This is a genomic window from Streptomyces sp. NPDC048612 (assembly GCF_043199295.1).
Classification (GTDB): Bacteria; Actinomycetota; Actinomycetes; order Streptomycetales; family Streptomycetaceae; genus Streptomyces.
The window spans coordinates 93,541-112,124 of the sequence record NZ_JBICVV010000020.1 but is presented as its reverse complement, the minus strand read 5'-3'; the positions used below and the strand labels follow the sequence as shown (position 1 = coordinate 112,124).

Sequence of the window (18,584 nt, the reverse complement as noted above, 5' to 3'; positions counted from 1 at the left end):
GGGTGGCGCGGACGGCACCCGTACCGCCCGCGCCCGCACGCGTGTGTCGTACTCTCGTGGTTCAGCCGGGCACGGCCCGGCCGGGGACACAAACGGGCTGAGGGACGCACACGTGGCAGAGGCCGAACGCATCACCGGTACGCCGGAACCCGAGCCGGGTTCCGGGGCGGACCCCGCGACGGGGGCCGAAGGGGGAGGGCCGGTGCAGCCGGAGCAGGGCAAGGGCCGTGGCAAGCGGCGGATCGCCGCGCTGCTGCTGGTCGCGCTCGTCGTCTACCTGCTCGATCTGGGCAGCAAGCTCCTCGTCGTCGCGAAGCTGGAGCACCACGCGCCCATCGAGGTGATCGGGACGCTGCTGCGGTTCACGGTGATCCGTAACCGCGGTGCCGCGTTCGGCATGGGGGAGGCGCTGACGATCTTCCTCACCATCATCGCGGCGGCCGTGATCCTGGTCATCTTCCGGATCGCCCGCAAGCTCTACAGCCTGCCCTGGGCGATCGCGCTCGGGCTGCTGCTGGGCGGCGCCTTCGGCAACCTCACCGACCGGATCTTCCGCGCGCCCGGCGTCTTCGAGGGTGCGGTGGTCGACTTCATCGCGCCGGCGCACTTCGCGGTCTTCAATCTCGCCGACTCCGCGATCGTCTGCGGCGGTGTGCTGATCGTGATCCTCTCCTTCCGCGGGCTGGACCCCGACGGGACCGTGCACAAGGACTGACACCCGCGGCGGGGCCGGCCGGGCCGGGAGCCGCTGGTGGTGCCGGCCGGCGGGCCCCTGCCCGGGGCCCGGTGCCGTGGTCCGGCCCCGGGCAGGACACCACCGCGGGACTGCCATACTCGTGGGGTGAGCACCATTCCCGAGATCCGCACCCTGCCCGTACCGGACGGCCTGGAGGGCGAGCGCGTCGACGCCGCGCTGGCCCGGATGTTCGGCTTCTCCCGTACGAAGGCGGCCGAACTCGCCGCCGCCGGAAAGGTCCGGGTCGACGGAGCCGAGGTGATGAAGTCGGAGCGGGTGCACGGCGGCGCCTGGCTGGAGGTCGAGATGCCGCAGGCCGCTCCGCCCGTCGAGATCGTCGCCGAGCCCGTCGAGGGCATGGAGATCGTCCACGACGACGACGACATCGTCGTGATCATGAAGCCGGTCGGGGTCGCCGCCCACCCGAGCCCCGGCTGGACCGGGACGACCGTCATCGGCGGCCTGGCCGCGGCCGGCTACCGCATCTCCACCTCCGGCGCCGCCGAGCGCCAGGGCATCGTGCACCGTCTCGACGTCGGCACCTCCGGCCTGATGGTGGTCGCCAAGTCCGAGCGCGCCTACACCCTGCTCAAGCAGCAGTTCCGGGAGCGCACCGTCGACAAGCGCTACCACTCCCTGGTCCAGGGGCACCCCGACCCGATGAGCGGCACCATCGACGCCCCCATCGGCCGCCACCCCCAGCACGACTACAAGTGGGCGGTCACCGCCGAGGGCAAGCCGTCGGTCACGCACTACGACCTGATCGAGGCGTTCCGCGCGGCCAGCCTGCTCGACATCAAGCTGGAGACCGGCCGCACCCACCAGATCCGGGTGCACATGGCCGCCCACCGCCACCCCTGCGTCGGCGACCTCACCTACGGCGCCGACCCCACCCTCGCCAAGCGGCTGGGCCTCGGCCGGCAGTGGCTGCACGCGGTCCGGCTGGGCTTCGAGCACCCCTCGGACGGCCGCTGGGCCGAGTTCGAGAGCGGCTACCCGGACGATCTGCAGCACGCCCTCGACACCGTGCGGCACGAGAGCAGCTGACGCGGGCGGGCCGTACCGGGGCCGCCACGGCGGGCCTGCGGCGGCTTCGTGGCAGGCTGGGGACGGACAATGACCGGACCCACCCCGGAGCGTAGCCACCGTGGACCAGCTGGCTCTGATGTTCGTCCTGCTGCTCGGAGCCGTGGTCATGGTTCCGGTCGGCGACCGGCTGGGGCTCCCGTCACCGGTGCTGATGACGCTCGCCGGCGCCGTCCTGGCGCTGCTGCCGTTCGTGCCCAACGTCGAGGTGCCGCCCGAGTTCATCCTGCCGGTGGTGCTGCCGCCGCTGCTCTACGCGGCCGTCCAGCGCACCTCCTGGCGGCAGTTCACCGCCAACCTGCGGCCGATCTTCCTGCTCGCCGTGGCGCTGGTCTTCGCCACCACGGCCGCGGTCGCCGCGGTCGCCCAGGCGGTGGTGCCCGGGATGCCGGTGGCCGCTGCGGTGGTGCTCGGCGCGCTGGTCGCACCGCCCGACCCGGTCGCCGCGACCGCGGTCGCCGGCAAGCTGGGGCTGCCCCGACGCCTGGTCTCCATCCTGGAGGGCGAGGGGCTGTTCAACGACGTCACCGCGATCGTGCTCTACCACGTCGCGCTCGCCGCGGCGATCAGCGGCACCTTCTCGCTGCCCGCCGCGGTCGGCTCGCTCGTGCTGTCCGCGGTGGTGGCCATAGCGGTCGGCCTGCTGCTCGGCTGGGTCACCAACAAGCTGATGGGGCTGCTCGGTGACCCGACGCTGCAGATCGGGCTGACGCTGCTGGTGCCGTTCGTCGCCTATGTGCTGGCCGAGGAGTTCCACGGGTCCGGGGTGCTCGCCGTGCTGACCTGCGCGCTGTTCCTGGCCGAGTACGCCGTCGACGCGGACGACGTGCTGGGCCGGCTGGCCGGTTACACCTTCTGGGAGGTCGTCGACACCCTCGTCACCGGCGTCGCCTTCGGGCTGATCGGTCTGGAGCTGCACAACATCTTCGGTGCGGCGTCGCACCGTTGGGGCCAGCTGCTCGGGGCCGGTGCCGCGGTCGTCGGGGTGGTCGTCGCGGTCCGGCTGCTGTGGCTGCTGCCCGCCGCCTGGCTGGCCAAGCGGATGCACAAGCTCCGCGACTACGACGAGGAGATCCCGATGAGCTGGCGGGAGACGCTCATCATGTGGTGGGCGGGGATGCGCGGGGTGGCCTCGGTGGCGCTGGCGCTGGCGATTCCCTTCGGCGTCGACGGCGGCAGCGGCTTCCCGGCCCGTGACGACATCCTCTTCATCGCCTTCGCTGTGGTGCTCAGCACCCTGCTCATCCAGGGCCTGACCCTGCCCTGGCTGGTGCGCAGGCTGCGGGTGCGGGCCGACACCGACGCCGTCGACGCGCTGGAGCGGGAGCTGGCGCTCCGGGTGATCAAGGCCTCCAAGCGGCGGCTGAAGGAGATCCTGGAGGTCGAGGAGCTGCCCGACGAGGTCAGCGACCAGCTGGCGCGCCGGGCGTACGACATGGGCGCCCGGATCGCGCCGGACATCGTCGACGACGAGCGGCGCGAACTCTTCGAGAAGCGCATCCACCGGATGAAGAAGGTGCAGCGCATCCAGGGCGAGATGCTCTCGGCCGCCCGGCACGAGGTGCTGGCCGCCCGGAGCGAGCCGGGCGCCGACCCGGAGATCGTGGACCGGGTGCTGCGGCACCTGGACGTGCGCAGCCTGCGGCACACGCCCTGACACCCGGCCGGGCGGCCGCCGCTCAGCCCTTCGGCAGCCGCCGGGCGTCCGGCTCCTCGCCGTGGCGGGCCTCCGGGAGCCCGAGCGGGGCCGGCGCGGTGGCGATCCGCGGCAGCGCGTAGGCGTGCTCGGTGCGCAGCCACTCCAGCAGCCGCTCACGGACCTGGCAGCGCACCTCCCAGAGGGTGTCCGCGTCCCGGGCGGTGACCAGCGCCCGCACCACGACCGTGGACGGTGTGGTGTCGGTGACCACCAGGCTCCAGGACCTGCCGTCCCAGTCCGGGCACTCCTGGAGGACCTCCAGCAGCCGCTGGCGCATCTTCTCCACCGGCGCGCTGTGGTCGAGGTGGAAGAAGACCGTGCCGGTCATCTGCGCCCCGCCGCGCGACCAGTTCTCGAAGGGCTTGCCGGTGAAGTACGACACCGGCATGGTGATCCGGCGCTCGTCCCAGGTCCGTACGGTCAGCGAGGTCAGGGTGATCTCCTCCACGGTGCCCCACTCGCCGTCCACGACGACGGTGTCCCCGATCCGCACCATGTCACCGAAGGCGATCTGCAGCCCGGCGAAGAGATTGCCGAGGGTGGACTGGGCGGCGATACCGGCGACGATGCCGAGCAGCCCGGCGGACGCCAGCATGGACGTGCCGACCGCCCGCATCGCCGGGAACGTCAGCAGCATCGAGGCGGCCGCGACGACGATCACCACCGCGGTCACCACCCGCTGGATCAGCGTCACCTGGGTCCGTACCCGCCGCACCCGGGCCGCGTCCCGGCCGCTCGCCGCGTAGCGCGAGTACGAGGACTCCACGATCGCCGCCGCGGCCCGCACCACGAGCCAGGCGGTGGCCGCGATCAGGACCAGGGTCAGCGCCTGGCCGACGCCCGCCTCGTGGTCCGCGGCGGCCTTCAGCCCCGCCTCGTCGAACGAGCCGCGCAGCAGCGCCGTGCACAGGGCCACCTGCAGCGGTATGCGGCAGCGCCGCAGCAGCCCCCACAACGGGGTCTCGGGATGGGCGGCGTCGATCCGGCGCAGACCGCGGTCGGTCAGCCAGACCAGGATGAGCGTGAGCAGGACCGCGCCGCCGATGACGGCGACCGGACGCAGGACGTCCTCCAAGGACACGGGACTCCTCCTCCGTGGGGTGCGAGGGGCTGTGGTGTGCTGGTACCCGGTCCCCGCGACGGTAACTGGCAGGATGGGGCGAGAGCGATCCAACCCCAGGGAAGTGATGTCAGTGCCGGCCGCCTCCGAGTCCTCGACCAGCGGGCTTTCGACGATTGTGCTGTTTCATTCGGTGTGCGGGCTGCGTCCCGCGGTGCACGCCGCCGCGGACCGGCTGCGGGCCGCGGGACACGAGGTGATCGTCCCCGATCTGTTCGACGGCCGGACCGCGGACTCGGTCCCGGACGGCATCCTGATCAAGGACGAGATCGGCAAGGACGAGCTGCTCAAGCGGGCGATCACGGCCGTGGCGCCGTACTCCGACCGCGGGCTGGTCTACGCCGGCTTCTCCTTCGGCGGCTCGGTCGCCCAGAACCTCGCCCTGGGCGACGAGAAGACCCGCGGGCTCCTGCTGCTGCACGGCACCTCGGACCTTCCCGAGGACGCCGCCGCCGACGACCTGCCGGTGCAGCTGCATGTCGCCGACCCGGACCCGTACGAGCCGCACGACTGGCTGAACGCCTGGTACCTCCACATGCGCCGGGCCGGCGCGGACGTAGAGGTCTACCGCTACGCCGGCGCCGGCCACCTCTTCACCGATCCCGAGCTGCCCGACTACGACGCGGAGGCCGCGGAGCGCGCCTGGAAGGTGGCGCTGGGCTTCCTCGCCGGGCTCTGACCGGCAGGCCGCGGGGCACGGGAGGCGCGGGAGGCACCTCCGTCAGCCGACCGGCCGGTACGCCCGCTCGATCTGCTGGGAACCGGACCGGGTCTGGTACGAGCGCAGCAGGCTGCTGGTGGCCTGCGGGTCGGTCCGGTCGGAGACTCCGAAGTAGTCCATCTGCGTGCGCTCGGCGCTGACGTCCAGGACCCCGTAGCCGTGCGAGTCCATGTCCAGCCACTTCACATGGCGGTTGGCGGCCTTGAGGGCGGCGACCCCGGCCAGCGAGACGGTGTGCGGGGCGACGTGCAGGAAGTCGTCCACGTTGTCGGAGGTGACGGAGGTGACCACGAACTCCGTCGCCACCGCGCGGTCGGCGGGGTAGGTCGCCGCCTGGAGCGGCACCTCGTTGGCCCAGGCCATGTGGATGTCACCGGTCAGGAAGACGGTGTTGTCGATGCCGCGGTCGCTGAGGTGGCTCAGCAGCTCGCGCCGGTCGTCGGTGTAGCCGTCCCACTGGTCGGTGTTGATCGCCAGGCCCTCCTTGGGTATCCCGAGGATGTCGGCGAGCGGCCCGAGCAGCTTCGCGGGCACGGCACCGAAGGCGACCTGCGAGATCATCACCGAGGTGCCGACCAGCCGCCAGGCGGTGTCCGAGCGCTCCAGGCCGGCCTTCAGCCAGTCCAGCTGAGCCCGCCCGGTGAGCGTGCGGCTGGGGTCGTCGACCGCGCCGCTGCCCGTCTTGGCCTGCTCGTCGCGGAACGACCGCAGGTCCAGCAGGTGCAGATCGGCGAGGGTGCCGAAGCGCAGCCTGCGGTAGGTGGTGCCGGCGGTCGACGGGCGGACCGGCATCCACTCGAAGTACGCCTGCTTCGCGGCGGCCATCCGCGCCGACCAGGGGCCCTCGGTCTCCGGGGTGTGGTTCGTCGCGCCGCCCTTCCAGGCGTTGTCGGCGAACTCGTGGTCGTCCCACATGGCGATGACCGGGTGCGAGGCGTGCATGGCCAGCGCGTCCGGGTCGGTCTTGTGGACGCCGTGCCGGATGCGGTAGTCGGCGAGCGTCAGCAGCTCGTGGGCGGGGGAGTGCGGGCGGACCACGTACTTGAACTCCGGGTACTCGCCGGACTTGTACTCGTAGAGGTAGTCGCCGAGGTGCAGCACCGCGTCCAGGTCGGTGCGGGCGGCCAGGTGCCGGTACGGGGAGAAGTAGCCGGACTCCCAGTTGGCGCAGGAGACCACGCCGAAGCGGACGTTGCCGGCGGCGGTGTCGTGGGCCGGGGCGGTGCGGGTCCGGCCGACGGGGGAGTGCTGCCCGTCGACGGTGAAACGGTAGTAGTAGGGGGTGGCGGGCCGCAGGCCGCGGACGTCGGCCTTGACGGTGTGGTCGGTGGCCGTGGAGGCGGTCAGGCTGCCCCGGGCGACGACGGAGGCGAAGTCCTTGTCGGTCGCCACCTGCCAGCTCACCTTGGTGGCCGGTCCGCGGCCGGAGCCCGGGGTGGCCGCCGGGGTCGGCGTCACCCGGGTCCACAGCAGGACACCGTCCGGGAGCGGATCACCGGAGGCGATTCCGTGCTGGAAGTACTGGGCCCCGGGGGCCTCTTGGGCGTGCGCCGGGGCGGCGCCGGCGAACGGCAGAAGTGCGGCGGTGGCGGCTACGGCCGTGACGGCAGTGCGGCGCGAGATCTGGTCATGATCGGTCACGGCCGATCACCCTACTGGCCGGTAAGCGGCGCCGGGAGGGCGAATTCACGGCAACTCCGAGAATTCGCCCTCCCGTTGTCCTAAAGGCACTCAGCGGGACGCCGTGGGGTCCTTCTCGCCCTCGGCGATGCCCTTGCCCGGGTCCGGCTTGCCGGAGCCCTTCGCCGGGCCGAACTCCTTGTCGATCATCTTCTTGAAGTTGGCCTGCGCGAGCTTGTTGAACTGCTCCTGCGTCATCTGCTGCTGCGGGATCTGGGGGAGCGTCAGCTTCTTGTCGCCGTGCAGGAAGCTGGGCGTGCCCTTGACGCCCTTACGGCCGAAGAGCGCGGACATGTCCATCGCCCAGCGGTCGTAGGTGCCCTCCTTCACCGCCGTCTCGAACGCCTTGTTGCCCTTCAGCGCCGGCACCGTGGCCGCGACCTTGAGCAGCTCGGAGTCCTTGCTGTAGGCGTCCACCTGCTCCTCGGGGTGGAACTTGGCGGAGTACAGCGCCGTCTTGTACTTCAGGAACGCCTCCGGGCTGACGTTCAGGGCCGCACCGAGCGCGCTCAGCGCGTTCTTCGAGCCCTCGCCGCCGCCCGAGGCGTCGTCGATGAAGGTGTACATCGAGAAGCGGACCCGGTAGCGGCCGTCCTCGACGTCCTTGAGCAGCGCCTCGCCGCTGCTCTGCTCGAAGGAGGCGCACGCCGGGCAGCGGATGTCCTCGAAGACCTCCAGGGTCTCCTTGGCGTTCTTGTCGCCTATCAGGATCTCGGTGCCGTTCTTGCCCTGGGTGTGGGCGGGGGCGACGGGCTTGGCCTCCTTGGCGGCCTCCCAGCCGGTGGGCTGGTTGGCCTTCATCACCAGGAATCCGACGCCGCCGGCCACCGCCAGGATGCCGGCCAGGGCGCCGCCCACGACGAGTTGGCGGCGCAGCTTCTCCTGCTTCTTCTGGCGCTCGCGCTCGGCCCGGATGCGTTCGCGGGCCGCGGCCTTGTTGGCCTGGGAGTTGCGGTTGCTCATGGGGGGTTCCGTCCCTCAACGATGTGATTGCTGCTGCGGACTGGTCAGACGGCGGCCGCGGCGGGCGGGCCACGGCGCCGTACGCAGTGCACCAGGAGCGGGAGCGGGCGGGCCGGCGGCGACGGGTGCAGCGGGCGGACGCGCCGGCGGGGCGGCGGGAACGCGGCGGTGACCGCCGTGACCGCGAAGAGCAGCGGGCGGAAGGCGCCGGCCGCGGCGGCGCGCAGCAGCGCGTCCAGCGCGGCGTCTCCGCGGTGCAGCCAGGCCGCGGCGAGCAGGCCGACGGCGAGATGGGCGGCGAGCAGCAGCCAGGGGGCGGCCGGCGGGACCGGCGGCAGCGGGGTGCCCGTATGGGCGGCGATCCTGGCGAGTGGCGTGCCCAACTCGCCGCCGCCGCACAGCAGACCGACGCCGACCGAGCGCAGCGGGCCGGTGACCGGGCCGCCGGCCGCGCCGTAACAGGTGTGCTGTCCGGCGGTGAAGACCGTGTCGGCGGCGAGTTCCAGCGGCACCAGCAGCGCGGCGATCCGGCCGTAGCCGCGCTCCCGTCCGGTCAGCGCATAGGCGGCGGCGAAGACGCCGGCGCAGATCGCGGCGACCGAAGCGGGTGGCAACGGGGCGCGGGAGAGCAGGACATGGGAGGTGGCGGACAGGGTGGTGCACAGCGCGGTGAACAACGCCGCCCGCACCGCCCTGAGCTGGACCCCCGGCGCGGCCGCCGGCCGGGTCCCGGGACGCCCTCCCGTCGCCTGCACGGTCGGAGTCTGCCATGTGCACGGCACCGGGAGGGGTCAAGATTTGGCATCGGCCGGCGTGCGGGGAGCACGCCGGCCGGGGAAGCGGGGCGGAGGACCGGCCGGCCGCCGGTCCTCCCGGGTCACTTCTTGAGTTCCTTGTCCACCATGGAGTTGAAGGCGGCCACGCTGGACGGCGCCGCCTTGCCCTGCGGGGTGTCCGTGCCCAGCACCGTGCCGTTGAGCTTGATCGTCGGGGTGCTCTTGACGTCCTTGACGGAGTCGAAGGCCTGCGACACCTCCAGTGCCCAGCGGTCGTACGTGCCGGACTTGACGGCCTTCTGGAAGGCGGCGTTCCCCTTGAGCGCGGGGACGGTGTCGGCGACCTTGATCAGGTAGCTGTCGTCGGCGAACTTGTCCGGCCCGGTCTCGTCCGGGTGGAACTCCTTCGAGAACAGCGCGTACTTGTACTTCAGGAAGGCGTCCGGGCTCACGTTGAGGGAGGCGCCCAGCGCGCTGAGCGCGTTCTTGGAGCCGGTGCCCTGGAGGTTGTTGTCGAGGAACGTGCCCAGGTGGTACGAGGCCTTGTACTTGCCGGCCTTGATGTCCTTCTCGACGGTGGCGCCGGCGGTCTGCTCGAAGGCGGCGCAGCCGGGGCAGCGCGGGTCCTCGAAGAGGTCCAGGGTGTTCTTGGCGTCCGGCTTGCCGACCACGATCGTGGTGCCGTTGGCGCCGCTGGTGTGGGCGGGCTTGACCAGCGGGGCGTCCGCGCCGTCGTCGCCCGAGCCGGCGACGACGACCGCGATACCGCCGGCTATCGCCAGGACGCCGACGATCGCGCCGCCGACGATCAGCTGCCGGCGGAGCCGGTCCTTCTTCGCCTGCCGCTCGCGCTCGGCGCGCAGCCGCTCGCGGGCCGCCTGCTTGTTGGCCTGGTTGTTGCGATTGCTCATGACTGTTCGTGCTCCGTGGAATCCGTGGGAAAGGGGTGCGGTGGCGCCTACGCGGCGAGCGCGCAGGGCGGCCCACGGCGCACGACACAGTGCACGAGCAGGGGCTGGGCGTCGGCGGGAGACCCGGACCGTACGGGAGCGGGGGCCGGGCGGCGCGGTGCGGCGGTGGCGCCGATGACCGCGACGGCGAGCAGCAGCGGGCGGAAGGCGAAGCCGGCCACCGCGCCCAGCAGCCGGCCCAGCGCGGCCTCACCGCGGCGCAGCCAGCCCGCCGCCAGCAGCCCGATGAGCAGATGCGCGGCGAGCAGCGCGAGCCAGCCGCCCACCGGCCCGGCCTGGTCCGTGGGGAGCTGCGTCAGCGGGGCTCCGACCGGGTCGCCGCCGCACAGCAGATCCACGCCGAGGGAGCGCAGCGGGCCGGCGACCGGGCCGCCGGCCGCGCCGTAACAGGTGTGCTGGCCGAGGCTGAAGACCAGATCGGCGGCGAGTTCCAGGGGGACCAGGAGTGCGGCGATGCGCCAGTAGCCGCGCTCGCGGCCGGCCAGCGCATAGGCGAGGGCGAACACGGCGGCGCCGATCGTGGCGACGGTGACCAGCGGCAGCGGCATACGGGACAGCAGCACATGGGACGTCGTGGACAGCGTGACGCACAGCGCCGTGAAGAGCGCCGCGCGCAGCGCCCGCAGGTGTCCCGCCGAAATGTCCATCGCTGCCGAGTGTGCCATGACCAGGGATAAGAGGTGCTTAAGGGGGGCCGAACCCGTACGCACCGGGCGATCCGGTGCGTACGGAACGTTGCGGCCCCCGGGAACCTACAGGCCGGGAATCCGGCCGTTGCGGAACAGATCCACGAAGATCTGGTGGTCGGCGCGGGCGCGGGCGCCGTAGGAGTGCGCGAAGTCCACCAGCAGCGCCGCGAAGCCCTCCTCGTCGGCCGCGATGGCCGCGTCGATGGCGCGCTCCGTGGAGAACGGGACCAGGGAGTGGCCGCTCTCGTCGTCCGCCGCGGCGTGCATGGTCGCGGTGGCCCGGCCCAGGTCGGCGACCACCGCCGCGATCTCGTCCGGGTCGTCGATGTCGGACCAGTCCAGGTCGACCGCGTACGGCGAGATCTCGGCGACCAGCTGGCCGGCGCCGTCGAGCTCGGTCCAGCCCAGCCACGGGTCGGCGTGGTCCTGGAGGGCGCGCTGCGAGATCACCGTGCGGTGGCCCTCGTGCCGGAAGTAGCCGCGGACCGCGGGGTCGGTGATGTGCCGGGAGACGGCCGGGGTCTGCGCCTGCTTCATGTAGATCACGACATCGTTCTCCAGGGCGTCGCTGTTGCCCTCCAGAAGGATGTTGTACGAGGGCAGACCGGCCGAGCCGATGCCGATGCCGCGGCGGCCCACCACGTCCTTGACGCGGTAGGAGTCCGGGCGGTTCAGGCTCGACTCCGGCAGTGTCTCCAGATAGCCGTCGAACGCGGCGAGGACCTTGTAGCGGGTCGCTGCGTCCAGCTCGACGCTGCCGCCGCCCGGCGCGAAGCGCCGCTCGAAGTCACGGATCTCCGTCATCGAGTCCAGCAGCCCGAACCGGGTCAGCGAGCGGGCGTCGCGCAGCGCGCCCAGCAGCGGGCCCTCGGCGGTGTCCAGGGTGAAGGGCGGCAGCTCGTCCTTGTCGGAGCGCTTCGTCCCGGAGGCCAGCGCGTGGATGCGTTCCCGGTAGGCGGCCACGTAGGTGCGCACCAGGTCGGTGATCTGCTTGTCGCCGAGCGCCTTGGCGTAGCCGATCAGCGCGATCGAGGCGGCGAACCGCTTCAGGTCCCAGGTGAACGGCCCGACGTACGCCTCGTCGAAGTCGTTGACGTTGAAGATCAGCCGGCCGGTGGCGTCCATGTACGTGCCGAAGTTCTCGGCGTGCAGATCGCCGTGAATCCACACCCGGGCGGTCCGTTCGTCCAGATACGGGCCGCTGTCCGTGCCTCCGTCGTCCTCCGCGGCGTACGCCTCCAGGTCCCGGTAGAACAGGCAGGCCGTGCCCCGGTAGAAGGCGAAGGCGGAGGCCGCCATCTTGCGGAATTTCACACGGAAGGCCGCGGGGTCGGCGGCGAGCAGCTCCCCGAAGGCGGTGTCGAAAACGGCGAGGATCTCCTCGCCGCGCTGCGCGGCGTCCTGCGCCGGGGCGTGCTGGGACGGCATCGCTGAGTGCCTCCTGAGGTGCGGAACGGTTCGGTGTCCGTGGCATGTCCACCCGGCGCCGGCCGGGGGCGGATCTGTCACTGACAACGCGCGAGGCTACTCGTCGGTGCCCGTCGATTGTCAGCGGGGAGCCGTAGACTTCGTGACCACCATCCGCCCCTCCCGGTCCCGCCGGGGAGGCGCCCCCGCCCGACCGTTCTCCGGAGGTCCTCCGCCGTGGCAGCCCCGTCCAGGCCCCCCTTCACGCACCTGCATGTCCACACCCAGTACTCCCTGCTGGACGGTGCGGCGCGACTGTCGGACATGTTCAAGGCGTGCAACGAGATGGACATGACGCACATCGCCATGTCCGACCACGGCAACCTCCACGGCGCCTACGACTTCTTCCATTCGGCGAAGAAGGCCGGGGTGACGCCGATCATCGGCATCGAGGCCTATGTGGCGCCGGAGTCGCGGCGCAACAAGCGCAAGGTCCAGTGGGGCCAGCCGCACCAGAAGCGCGATGACGTCTCCGGTTCCGGTGGTTACACCCACAAGACGATCTGGGCGGCCGATAAGACCGGTCTGCACAACCTCTTCCGGCTGTCCTCGGACGCGTACGCCGAGGGCTGGCTGACGAAGTGGCCGCGGATGGACAAGGAGACCATCGCCCAGTGGTCCGAGGGCCTGATCGCCTCCACCGGCTGCCCCTCCGGTGAGCTGCAGACCCGGCTGCGGCTCGGCCAGTTCGACGAGGCGCTGAAGTCCGCTTCCGAATATCAGGACATCTTCGGCAAGGACCGGTATTTCCTGGAGCTGATGGACCACGGCATCGAGATCGAACGCCGGGTCCGCGACGGCCTGCTGGAGGTCGGCAAGAAGCTCGGCATCCCGCCGCTGGTCACCAACGACTCGCACTACACCTACGCCCACGAGTCCACCGCGCACGACGCCCTGCTGTGCATCCAGACCGGCAAGAACCTCTCCGACCCGGACCGCTTCCGCTTCGACGGCACCGGCTACTACCTCAAGTCCACGGACGAGATGTACGCCATCGACTCCTCGGACGCCTGGCAGGAGGGCTGCGCCAACACCTTCCTGGTCGCGGAGCAGATCAACACCGACGGGATGTTCGAGAAGCGCGACCTGATGCCGAAGTTCGACATCCCGGAGGGCTTCACGGAGGTCACCTGGTTCCAGGAGGAGGTCCGGGTCGGCATGCGGCGCCGCTTCCCGGACGGGGTCCCCGAGGACCGGCAGAAGCAGGTCGAGTACGAGATGGACATCATCATCCAGATGGGGTTCCCCGGCTACTTCCTCGTCGTCGCCGACTTCATCATGTGGGCCAAGAACAACGGCATCGCGGTGGGCCCGGGCCGTGGTTCCGCGGCCGGTTCGATCGTGGCCTACGCGATGGGCATCACCGACCTCGACCCGATCACCCACGGACTGATCTTCGAGCGGTTCCTCAACCCCGAGCGCGTCTCCATGCCCGATGTCGACATCGACTTCGACGAGCGCAGGCGCGTCGAAGTGATCCGGTATGTCACGGAGAAGTACGGCGCCGACAAGGTCGCCATGATCGGCACCTACGGCAAGATCAAGGCCAAGAACGCCATCAAGGACTCCGCGCGCGTCCTGGGCTACCCGTACGCCATGGGCGACCGCCTCACCAAGGCCATGCCCGCCGACGTCCTCGGCAAGGGCATCGACCTCAGCGGCATCACCGACCCCAAGCACCCGCGCTACAGCGAGGCGGGCGAGATCCGGGGGATGTACGAGAGCGAGCCGGACGTCAAGAAGGTCATCGACACCGCCAAGGGCGTCGAGGGCCTGGTCCGGCAGATGGGTGTGCACGCGGCCGGCGTGATCATGTCCAGCGAGCCGATCGTCGACCACGCCCCGGTCTGGGTGCGCCACACCGACAACGTCACCATCACGCAGTGGGACTACCCGCAGTGCGAGTCGCTCGGCCTGCTGAAGATGGACTTCCTGGGCCTGCGCAACCTCACCATCATGGACGACGCCGTCAAGATGGTGAAGAAGAACAAGGGCATCGACCTGGAGATGCTCTCCGTCCCGCTGGACGACCCCAAGACCTACGAGATGCTCTGCCGCGGTGACACCCTGGGCGTCTTCCAGTTCGACGGCGGCCCGATGCGTTCGCTGCTGCGGCTGATGAAGCCCGACAACTTCGAGGACATTTCCGCCGTCTCGGCCCTGTACCGCCCGGGCCCGATGGGCATGGACTCGCACACCAACTACGCGCTGCGCAAGAACGGCCTCCAGGAGATCACCCCGATCCACCCGGAGCTGGAGGAGCCGCTCAAGGAGGTCCTGGGCCTGACCCACGGCCTGATCGTCTACCAGGAGCAGGTGCAGAAGGCCGCCCAGATCATCGCCGGGTACTCCCTCGGCGAGGCCGACATCCTCCGCCGCGTGATGGGCAAGAAGAAGCCCGAGGAGCTGGCGAAGAACTTCGTGCTCTTCCAGGAGGGCGCCCGCAAGAACAACTTCTCCGACCAGGCCATCCAGGCGCTGTGGGACGTCCTGGTCCCGTTCGCCGGCTACGCCTTCAACAAGGCGCACTCCTCCGCGTACGGCCTGGTCACCTACTGGACGGCCTACCTGAAGGCCAACTACCCCGCCGAATACATGTCCGCGCTGCTCACGTCCGTGCGCGACGACAAGGACAAGTCGGCGGTCTATCTGAACGAGTGCCGGCGCATGGGCATCAAGGTGCTGCCGCCGAACGTCAACGAGTCCGAGGCGAACTTCGCCGCCCAGGGCGACGACGTGATCCTCTTCGGCCTCACCGCGGTCCGCAACGTCGGCCAGAACGTCGTCGACTCGATCATCCGCTGCCGCAAGGCGAAGGGGAAGTACTCCTCCTTCCCCGACTACCTCGACAAGGTCGACGCGGTGGTCTGCAACAAGCGCACCACCGAGTCACTGATCAAGGCCGGCGCCTTCGACGAGATGGGCCACACCCGCAAGGGGCTGACGGCCCACTACGAGCCGATGATCGACAACGTGGTCCAGGTCAAGCGCAAGGAGGCCGAGGGGCAGTTCGACCTCTTCGGCGGGATGGGCGACGACAGCACGGACGAGGGGCCGGGCTTCGGGCTGGACATCGAGTTCTCGGACATCGAGTGGGACAAGACCTATCTCCTCGCCCAGGAGCGCGAGATGCTCGGTCTCTACGTCTCCGACCACCCGCTCTTCGGCCTGGAGCACGTGCTGTCCGACAAGGCGGACGCCGCCATCTCCCAGCTGACCGGCGGCGACTACTCGGACGGTTCGATCGTCACCATCGGCGGCATCATCTCCGGCCTCCAGCGCAAGATGACCAAGCAGGGCAACGCCTGGGCCATCGCCACCGTCGAGGACCTGGCCGGCTCGATCGACTGCATGTTCTTCCCGGCCACCTACCAGCTGGTGTCCACCCAACTCGTCGAGGACACCGTGGTCTTCGTCAAGGGCCGCCTCGACAAGCGGGAGGACATCCCGCGGCTGGTGGCCATGGAGATGATGGTGCCCGACCTCTCGGAGGCCGGTACCAACGCCCCCGTGACGATCACCATTCCGACCGTCAAGGTCACCCCGCCGATGGTCGAGAAGCTCGGTGAGGTGCTCAGCAGCCACCGCGGCTCCACCGAGGTGCGGATCAAGCTCCAGGGGGCGCGCAAGACGACGGTGCTCCGGCTGGACCGGCACCGGGTCACGCCCGACCCGTCGCTCTTCGGCGATCTCAAGGTGCTGCTCGGCCCGTCCTGTCTGGCCGGCTGAGCCACCCGGCCCCGTGCGGGCCGCCGTTACCCCGAGGGGCGCGTCCGTGATGGACGCGCCCCTCAACTTCTGTGCGCCGTGTGTCAGTTGTGACCGAAGCGCCGCTGGTGCTTCCGTGCGACATCCGCCGGGCTGCCCTGCGCCTGCGACCGCGCCTGGGACTGCGCCTCCAGGCTCGCCTTCTGCGCCTCCTGCTGGCCGCGCTCGGCCGCGGATGCCTTCTGCTGACTGCGGTCCTGCTTCTTGTCCTTGGCCATGATCGTTGCCTCCTGAGGGGGGAATCCGGGATCTGGGCCGGAACCAGACTTACATGACGGACAGACGCCTGCATTTCGGGCAATTACCGTGCGTTATATGGTTGATCACGCACCGTGTGCGACGCCCCCGTCGAATCCGCCACGCCGATGATCGAGTTCGGGCAGATAACGCCCGTACGGTCGGGCAGACTCGAAGGAAAGCCGAGAGAACTCGTGCCATGGGCCGAGCCGGGGGGCGACCGGACTTTCAGCACCTCAGGGAAGAGGGTGGAACGTGGATCGCTGCGTCGTCCTGGTGGACGCCGGTTACTTGCTCGGCGCCGCTGCGAGCCTGCTCGCCGGAGAGCCCGCCCGCTCCCGCATCACCGTCGACCATGCCGCCCTCATCCAGGGGCTGCGGCAGCGCGCCGAGGCGGAGACCGAACGCCCGCTGTTGCGGATCTACTGGTTCGACGGCGCCCCCGACCGCGTCCCGCAGCCCGAGCACCGGCGGCTGCGGGTGATGCCCCGGGTCACCGTCCGGCTGGGCGCCCTGACCCGCAGCGACGGCCGCTGGGCGCAGAAGGGCGTGGACGCCGCGATGCACGCCGAGCTGACCGAACTCGCCCGTAACCGCGCCTGCTCCGACATCGTGCTGGTCACCGGCGACGGCGATCTGCTGCCCGGGCTGATGTCGGCGAAGGAGCACGGCGTCGCCGTCCATCTCTGGGCCGTGCAGGCCGCGGACGGCGACTACAACCAGTCCGAGGACTTGGTCGCCGAGGCCGACGAGCGGCGGGTGCTGGACCGGACCTGGATCACCCGCGCGGTACGCGCCAAGGAACTCGGCGGCCCGTGCGCCCCGCCGCCCGCGCCCCGCCCCGAGATCGCCGCGATCCTCTCCGCGCCGCTGCCCGAGTCCGCCGTCGCGGCGGCAGCGGCGGCGGCCGCCGCAGCCGCCGGGCCCGACTCCGCCGAGCACACCCATGAGCACAACGGCGCCAACGGCGTCTCCCGTCCGGCGGCCGGCGCCGAGGGCGGAACGGGGGCCGCCGGCGAGCCCGCGGCCCCCGGCTCCAAGGTCGTGCCCACCCCCAAGGACCTGGCCGGACTCGGCCGGGCGCACGCGGCCGGCCAGCAGCCCGCCGGCACCGGCGGACCGGCCCCCGCCGCGGGCGCCACCCTGCGCTGGTCGTCCGACAAGGGCTGGGTCGAGCGCGGCGGCGCGGCCGGCGAGCCGGACGGGGCCGCCGCCCTGCCGACCCTCGCCCAGCTCACCAGCGCCGAGCAGCGCTGGGCCGACCGCGAGGAGGACATCACCGCCGTCAGCGGCGACCCCTTCGAGGTCGGCCAGGTCTTCGCCCGCCGCTGGACCGACCGGCTCTCCGACACCGCCCACCTCCAGCAGCTGTCCACGGAGTACCCGCGCATCCCGCACCGGATCGACGGTGAACTGCTGCGCTACGCCGCCCGGTTCGGCCTGCTCGCCCACAAGGACGACCAGATCGACGAGCACGACCGCTATGCGATCCGGGCCGGATTCTGGCGCGAGGTCGATCTGCGGACGGCCGCCGCGCACGCTCCGGCCGGGGACTGACGGCCCCCGCGCCCCGGGGCCCGGCTCGCCCGCCGGAGCCCCGCGGGCGGGCGGCGGCCCGGGGACGCGTACCCTCGTAGCTCGTGAGGACGGGCACACAACAGGTGGAGCGCGGAGTGCCGGTGTGCGCCGTGCGGGACCTGGTCAAGACGTACCCCGCGATGCGCGGGCGCCGCGGGGCGGCACAGGCACCCGCCGTACGCGCCAACGACGGCATCACCCTCGACGTGCACCGCGGCGAGATCTTCGGGCTGCTCGGCCCCAACGGCGCCGGGAAGTCCACCCTGGTGCGCCAGCTCACCGGGCTGCTGCGCCCCGACTCCGGCACGATCTCCGTACTGGGCCATGATCTGGTGCGTCACCCGGAGCGGGCCGCCCGGCTGCTCGGCTACCTGGGGCAGGAGTCCACCGCTCTGGACGAGCTGACGGTCGCGCTGGCCGTGGAGACCACCGGCCGGTTGCGCGGCCTCGCCGCCCGCGAGGCGCGCGCCGAGCGGGACGCGGTGATCGACGAGCTGGGCCTCACGGACCTGGCCGGACGGGTGCTGAAGAAGCTGTCCGGCGGGCAGCGCCGGCTGGCCTGCTTCGCCACCGCGCTGATCGGCGCCCGGCCGCTGCTGGTCCTGGACGAGCCGACCACCGGGATGGACCCGGTCGCGCGGCGCGCCGTCTGGGCGGCGGTGGACCGCCGCCGGGCCGAGCACGGCGTCACCGTGGTGCTGGTGACGCACAACGTCCTGGAGGCCGAGAGCGTGCTGGACCGGGTCGCGGTGATCGACCGCGGCCGGGTCATCGCCTGCGACACGCCCGGGGGACTGAAGGAAATGGTGAGCGACGAGGTGCGGCTGGAGCTGGTGTGGCGCGACCGCCCGCCGCTGGACGTACCCGAGGTCGCCGCCCTGGAAGCCGCCGCACACACCTCAGGCCGCCGCTGGACCCTGCGCCTCCCCGCCGACCGGGCCCGCTCCGCGGTCGCCGCGGTCACCGCGGGCCCCGCCTTCGCCGCCCTCGACGACTTCACCCTCGCCACGCCGAGCCTGGAAGATGTGTACCTGGCGCTCGGCGGCCGGGCCGAGGGACTGGTCAAGGCGTGAACGGGGGCAGGTCCGGCGGA

Annotated in this window: 15 protein-coding genes; 7 read left to right on the top strand and 8 right to left on the bottom strand. The window is 71.4% G+C overall.

Going from position 1 to position 18,584, the window contains the following annotated elements; translation table 11 throughout:
* Window positions 1-112 precede the first annotated feature (112 nt).
* From lspA to ACGFN2_RS26580, 3 genes are all read left to right on the top strand, one after another.
* The gene (gene lspA, locus ACGFN2_RS26590) at window positions 113-715 is read left to right on the top strand and encodes a signal peptidase II (RefSeq protein WP_362601582.1); all 603 of its coding nucleotides are present in this window, start codon (window positions 113-115) and stop codon (window positions 713-715) included.
* A 126-nt stretch (window positions 716-841) separates the two neighbouring features.
* Entirely contained in the window at window positions 842-1,783 is a 942-nt protein-coding gene (locus ACGFN2_RS26585) for an RluA family pseudouridine synthase (RefSeq protein ID WP_362601583.1), read from the top strand.
* A 100-nt stretch (window positions 1,784-1,883) separates the two neighbouring features.
* Window positions 1,884-3,479, top strand: a complete 1,596-nt coding sequence (locus tag ACGFN2_RS26580) for a Na+/H+ antiporter (RefSeq protein WP_362601585.1) — start codon at window positions 1,884-1,886, stop codon at window positions 3,477-3,479.
* A gap of 22 nt (window positions 3,480-3,501) precedes the next feature.
* Here ACGFN2_RS26580 and ACGFN2_RS26575 read toward each other — a convergent pair whose 3' ends face one another.
* Complete coding sequence (locus ACGFN2_RS26575; RefSeq protein ID WP_362602063.1) at window positions 3,502-4,596, bottom strand: mechanosensitive ion channel domain-containing protein; 1,095 nt, start codon at window positions 4,594-4,596, stop codon at window positions 3,502-3,504.
* Window positions 4,597-4,708: 112 nt separating this feature from the next.
* Here ACGFN2_RS26575 and ACGFN2_RS26570 point away from each other — a divergent pair, with 112 nt between their 5' ends.
* Window positions 4,709-5,320 (top strand): dienelactone hydrolase family protein, encoded by a 612-nt coding sequence (locus tag ACGFN2_RS26570; protein WP_362601588.1) that lies wholly within the window; start codon window positions 4,709-4,711, stop codon window positions 5,318-5,320.
* Between the two features lie 42 nt (window positions 5,321-5,362).
* Here ACGFN2_RS26570 and ACGFN2_RS26565 read toward each other — a convergent pair whose 3' ends face one another.
* The 6 genes from ACGFN2_RS26565 to ACGFN2_RS26540 form a co-directional block, all read right to left on the bottom strand.
* A complete protein-coding gene (locus ACGFN2_RS26565) occupies window positions 5,363-7,003 on the bottom strand; it encodes an alkaline phosphatase D family protein (RefSeq protein ID WP_362601591.1) in 1,641 nt (546 codons plus the stop codon).
* Window positions 7,004-7,093: 90 nt separating this feature from the next.
* Entirely contained in the window at window positions 7,094-8,005 is a 912-nt protein-coding gene (locus tag ACGFN2_RS26560) for a thioredoxin domain-containing protein (RefSeq protein WP_393364581.1), read from the bottom strand.
* 44 nt (window positions 8,006-8,049) lie between these two features.
* A complete protein-coding gene (locus ACGFN2_RS26555) occupies window positions 8,050-8,760 on the bottom strand; it encodes a hypothetical protein (RefSeq protein WP_362601596.1) in 711 nt (236 codons plus the stop codon).
* Between the two features lie 122 nt (window positions 8,761-8,882).
* Entirely contained in the window at window positions 8,883-9,692 is an 810-nt protein-coding gene (locus tag ACGFN2_RS26550; RefSeq protein WP_393364578.1) for a thioredoxin domain-containing protein, read from the bottom strand.
* Window positions 9,693-9,739: 47 nt separating this feature from the next.
* Window positions 9,740-10,399, bottom strand: coding sequence for a hypothetical protein (locus ACGFN2_RS26545; protein WP_362601602.1), 660 nt, complete (start codon window positions 10,397-10,399; stop codon window positions 9,740-9,742).
* Between the two features lie 105 nt (window positions 10,400-10,504).
* Window positions 10,505-11,869 (bottom strand): DUF2252 domain-containing protein, encoded by a 1,365-nt coding sequence (locus ACGFN2_RS26540; protein WP_393364575.1) that lies wholly within the window; start codon window positions 11,867-11,869, stop codon window positions 10,505-10,507.
* A 216-nt stretch (window positions 11,870-12,085) separates the two neighbouring features.
* Here ACGFN2_RS26540 and dnaE point away from each other — a divergent pair, with 216 nt between their 5' ends.
* Window positions 12,086-15,637: a DNA polymerase III subunit alpha gene (gene dnaE / locus ACGFN2_RS26535; RefSeq protein WP_362601608.1), complete on the top strand. Its 3,552-nt coding sequence runs from the start codon at window positions 12,086-12,088 to the stop codon at window positions 15,635-15,637.
* A gap of 83 nt (window positions 15,638-15,720) precedes the next feature.
* Here the strand turns inward: dnaE and ACGFN2_RS26530 are convergent, their stop codons facing one another.
* Window positions 15,721-15,894 carry a hypothetical protein gene (locus tag ACGFN2_RS26530; RefSeq protein WP_362601611.1) on the bottom strand — a complete coding sequence of 58 codons (174 nt, stop codon included), beginning with the start codon at window positions 15,892-15,894 and terminating at the stop codon, window positions 15,721-15,723.
* Between the two features lie 274 nt (window positions 15,895-16,168).
* On the opposite strand from ACGFN2_RS26530, the gene ACGFN2_RS26525 reads away from it, so the two are divergent.
* The gene (locus tag ACGFN2_RS26525) at window positions 16,169-17,470 is read left to right on the top strand and encodes an NYN domain-containing protein (protein ID WP_393364572.1); all 1,302 of its coding nucleotides are present in this window, start codon (window positions 16,169-16,171) and stop codon (window positions 17,468-17,470) included.
* Window positions 17,471-17,553: 83 nt separating this feature from the next.
* On the top strand, window positions 17,554-18,564 hold the full coding sequence (locus ACGFN2_RS26520; protein WP_393364570.1) for an ABC transporter ATP-binding protein: 1,011 nt from the start codon (window positions 17,554-17,556) through the stop codon (window positions 18,562-18,564).
* The last annotated feature ends 20 nt before the right edge of the window (window positions 18,565-18,584 follow it).

Bases quoted from the DNA above. Each gene is read 5' to 3' on its own strand.
- ACGFN2_RS26570 (WP_362601588.1), top strand. From the start codon at position 4,709: ATGTCAGTGCCGGCCGCCTCCGAGTCCTCGACCAGCGGGCTTTCGACG.
- ACGFN2_RS26560 (WP_393364581.1), bottom strand. From the start codon at position 8,005: ATGAGCAACCGCAACTCCCAGGCCAACAAGGCCGCGGCCCGCGAACGC.
- ACGFN2_RS26550 (WP_393364578.1), bottom strand. From the start codon at position 9,692: ATGAGCAATCGCAACAACCAGGCCAACAAGCAGGCGGCCCGCGAGCGG.
- ACGFN2_RS26545 (WP_362601602.1), bottom strand. From the start codon at position 10,399: ATGGACATTTCGGCGGGACACCTGCGGGCGCTGCGCGCGGCGCTCTTC.
- ACGFN2_RS26540 (WP_393364575.1), bottom strand. From the start codon at position 11,869: ATGCCGTCCCAGCACGCCCCGGCGCAGGACGCCGCGCAGCGCGGCGAG.
- ACGFN2_RS26530 (WP_362601611.1), bottom strand. From the start codon at position 15,894: ATGGCCAAGGACAAGAAGCAGGACCGCAGTCAGCAGAAGGCATCCGCG.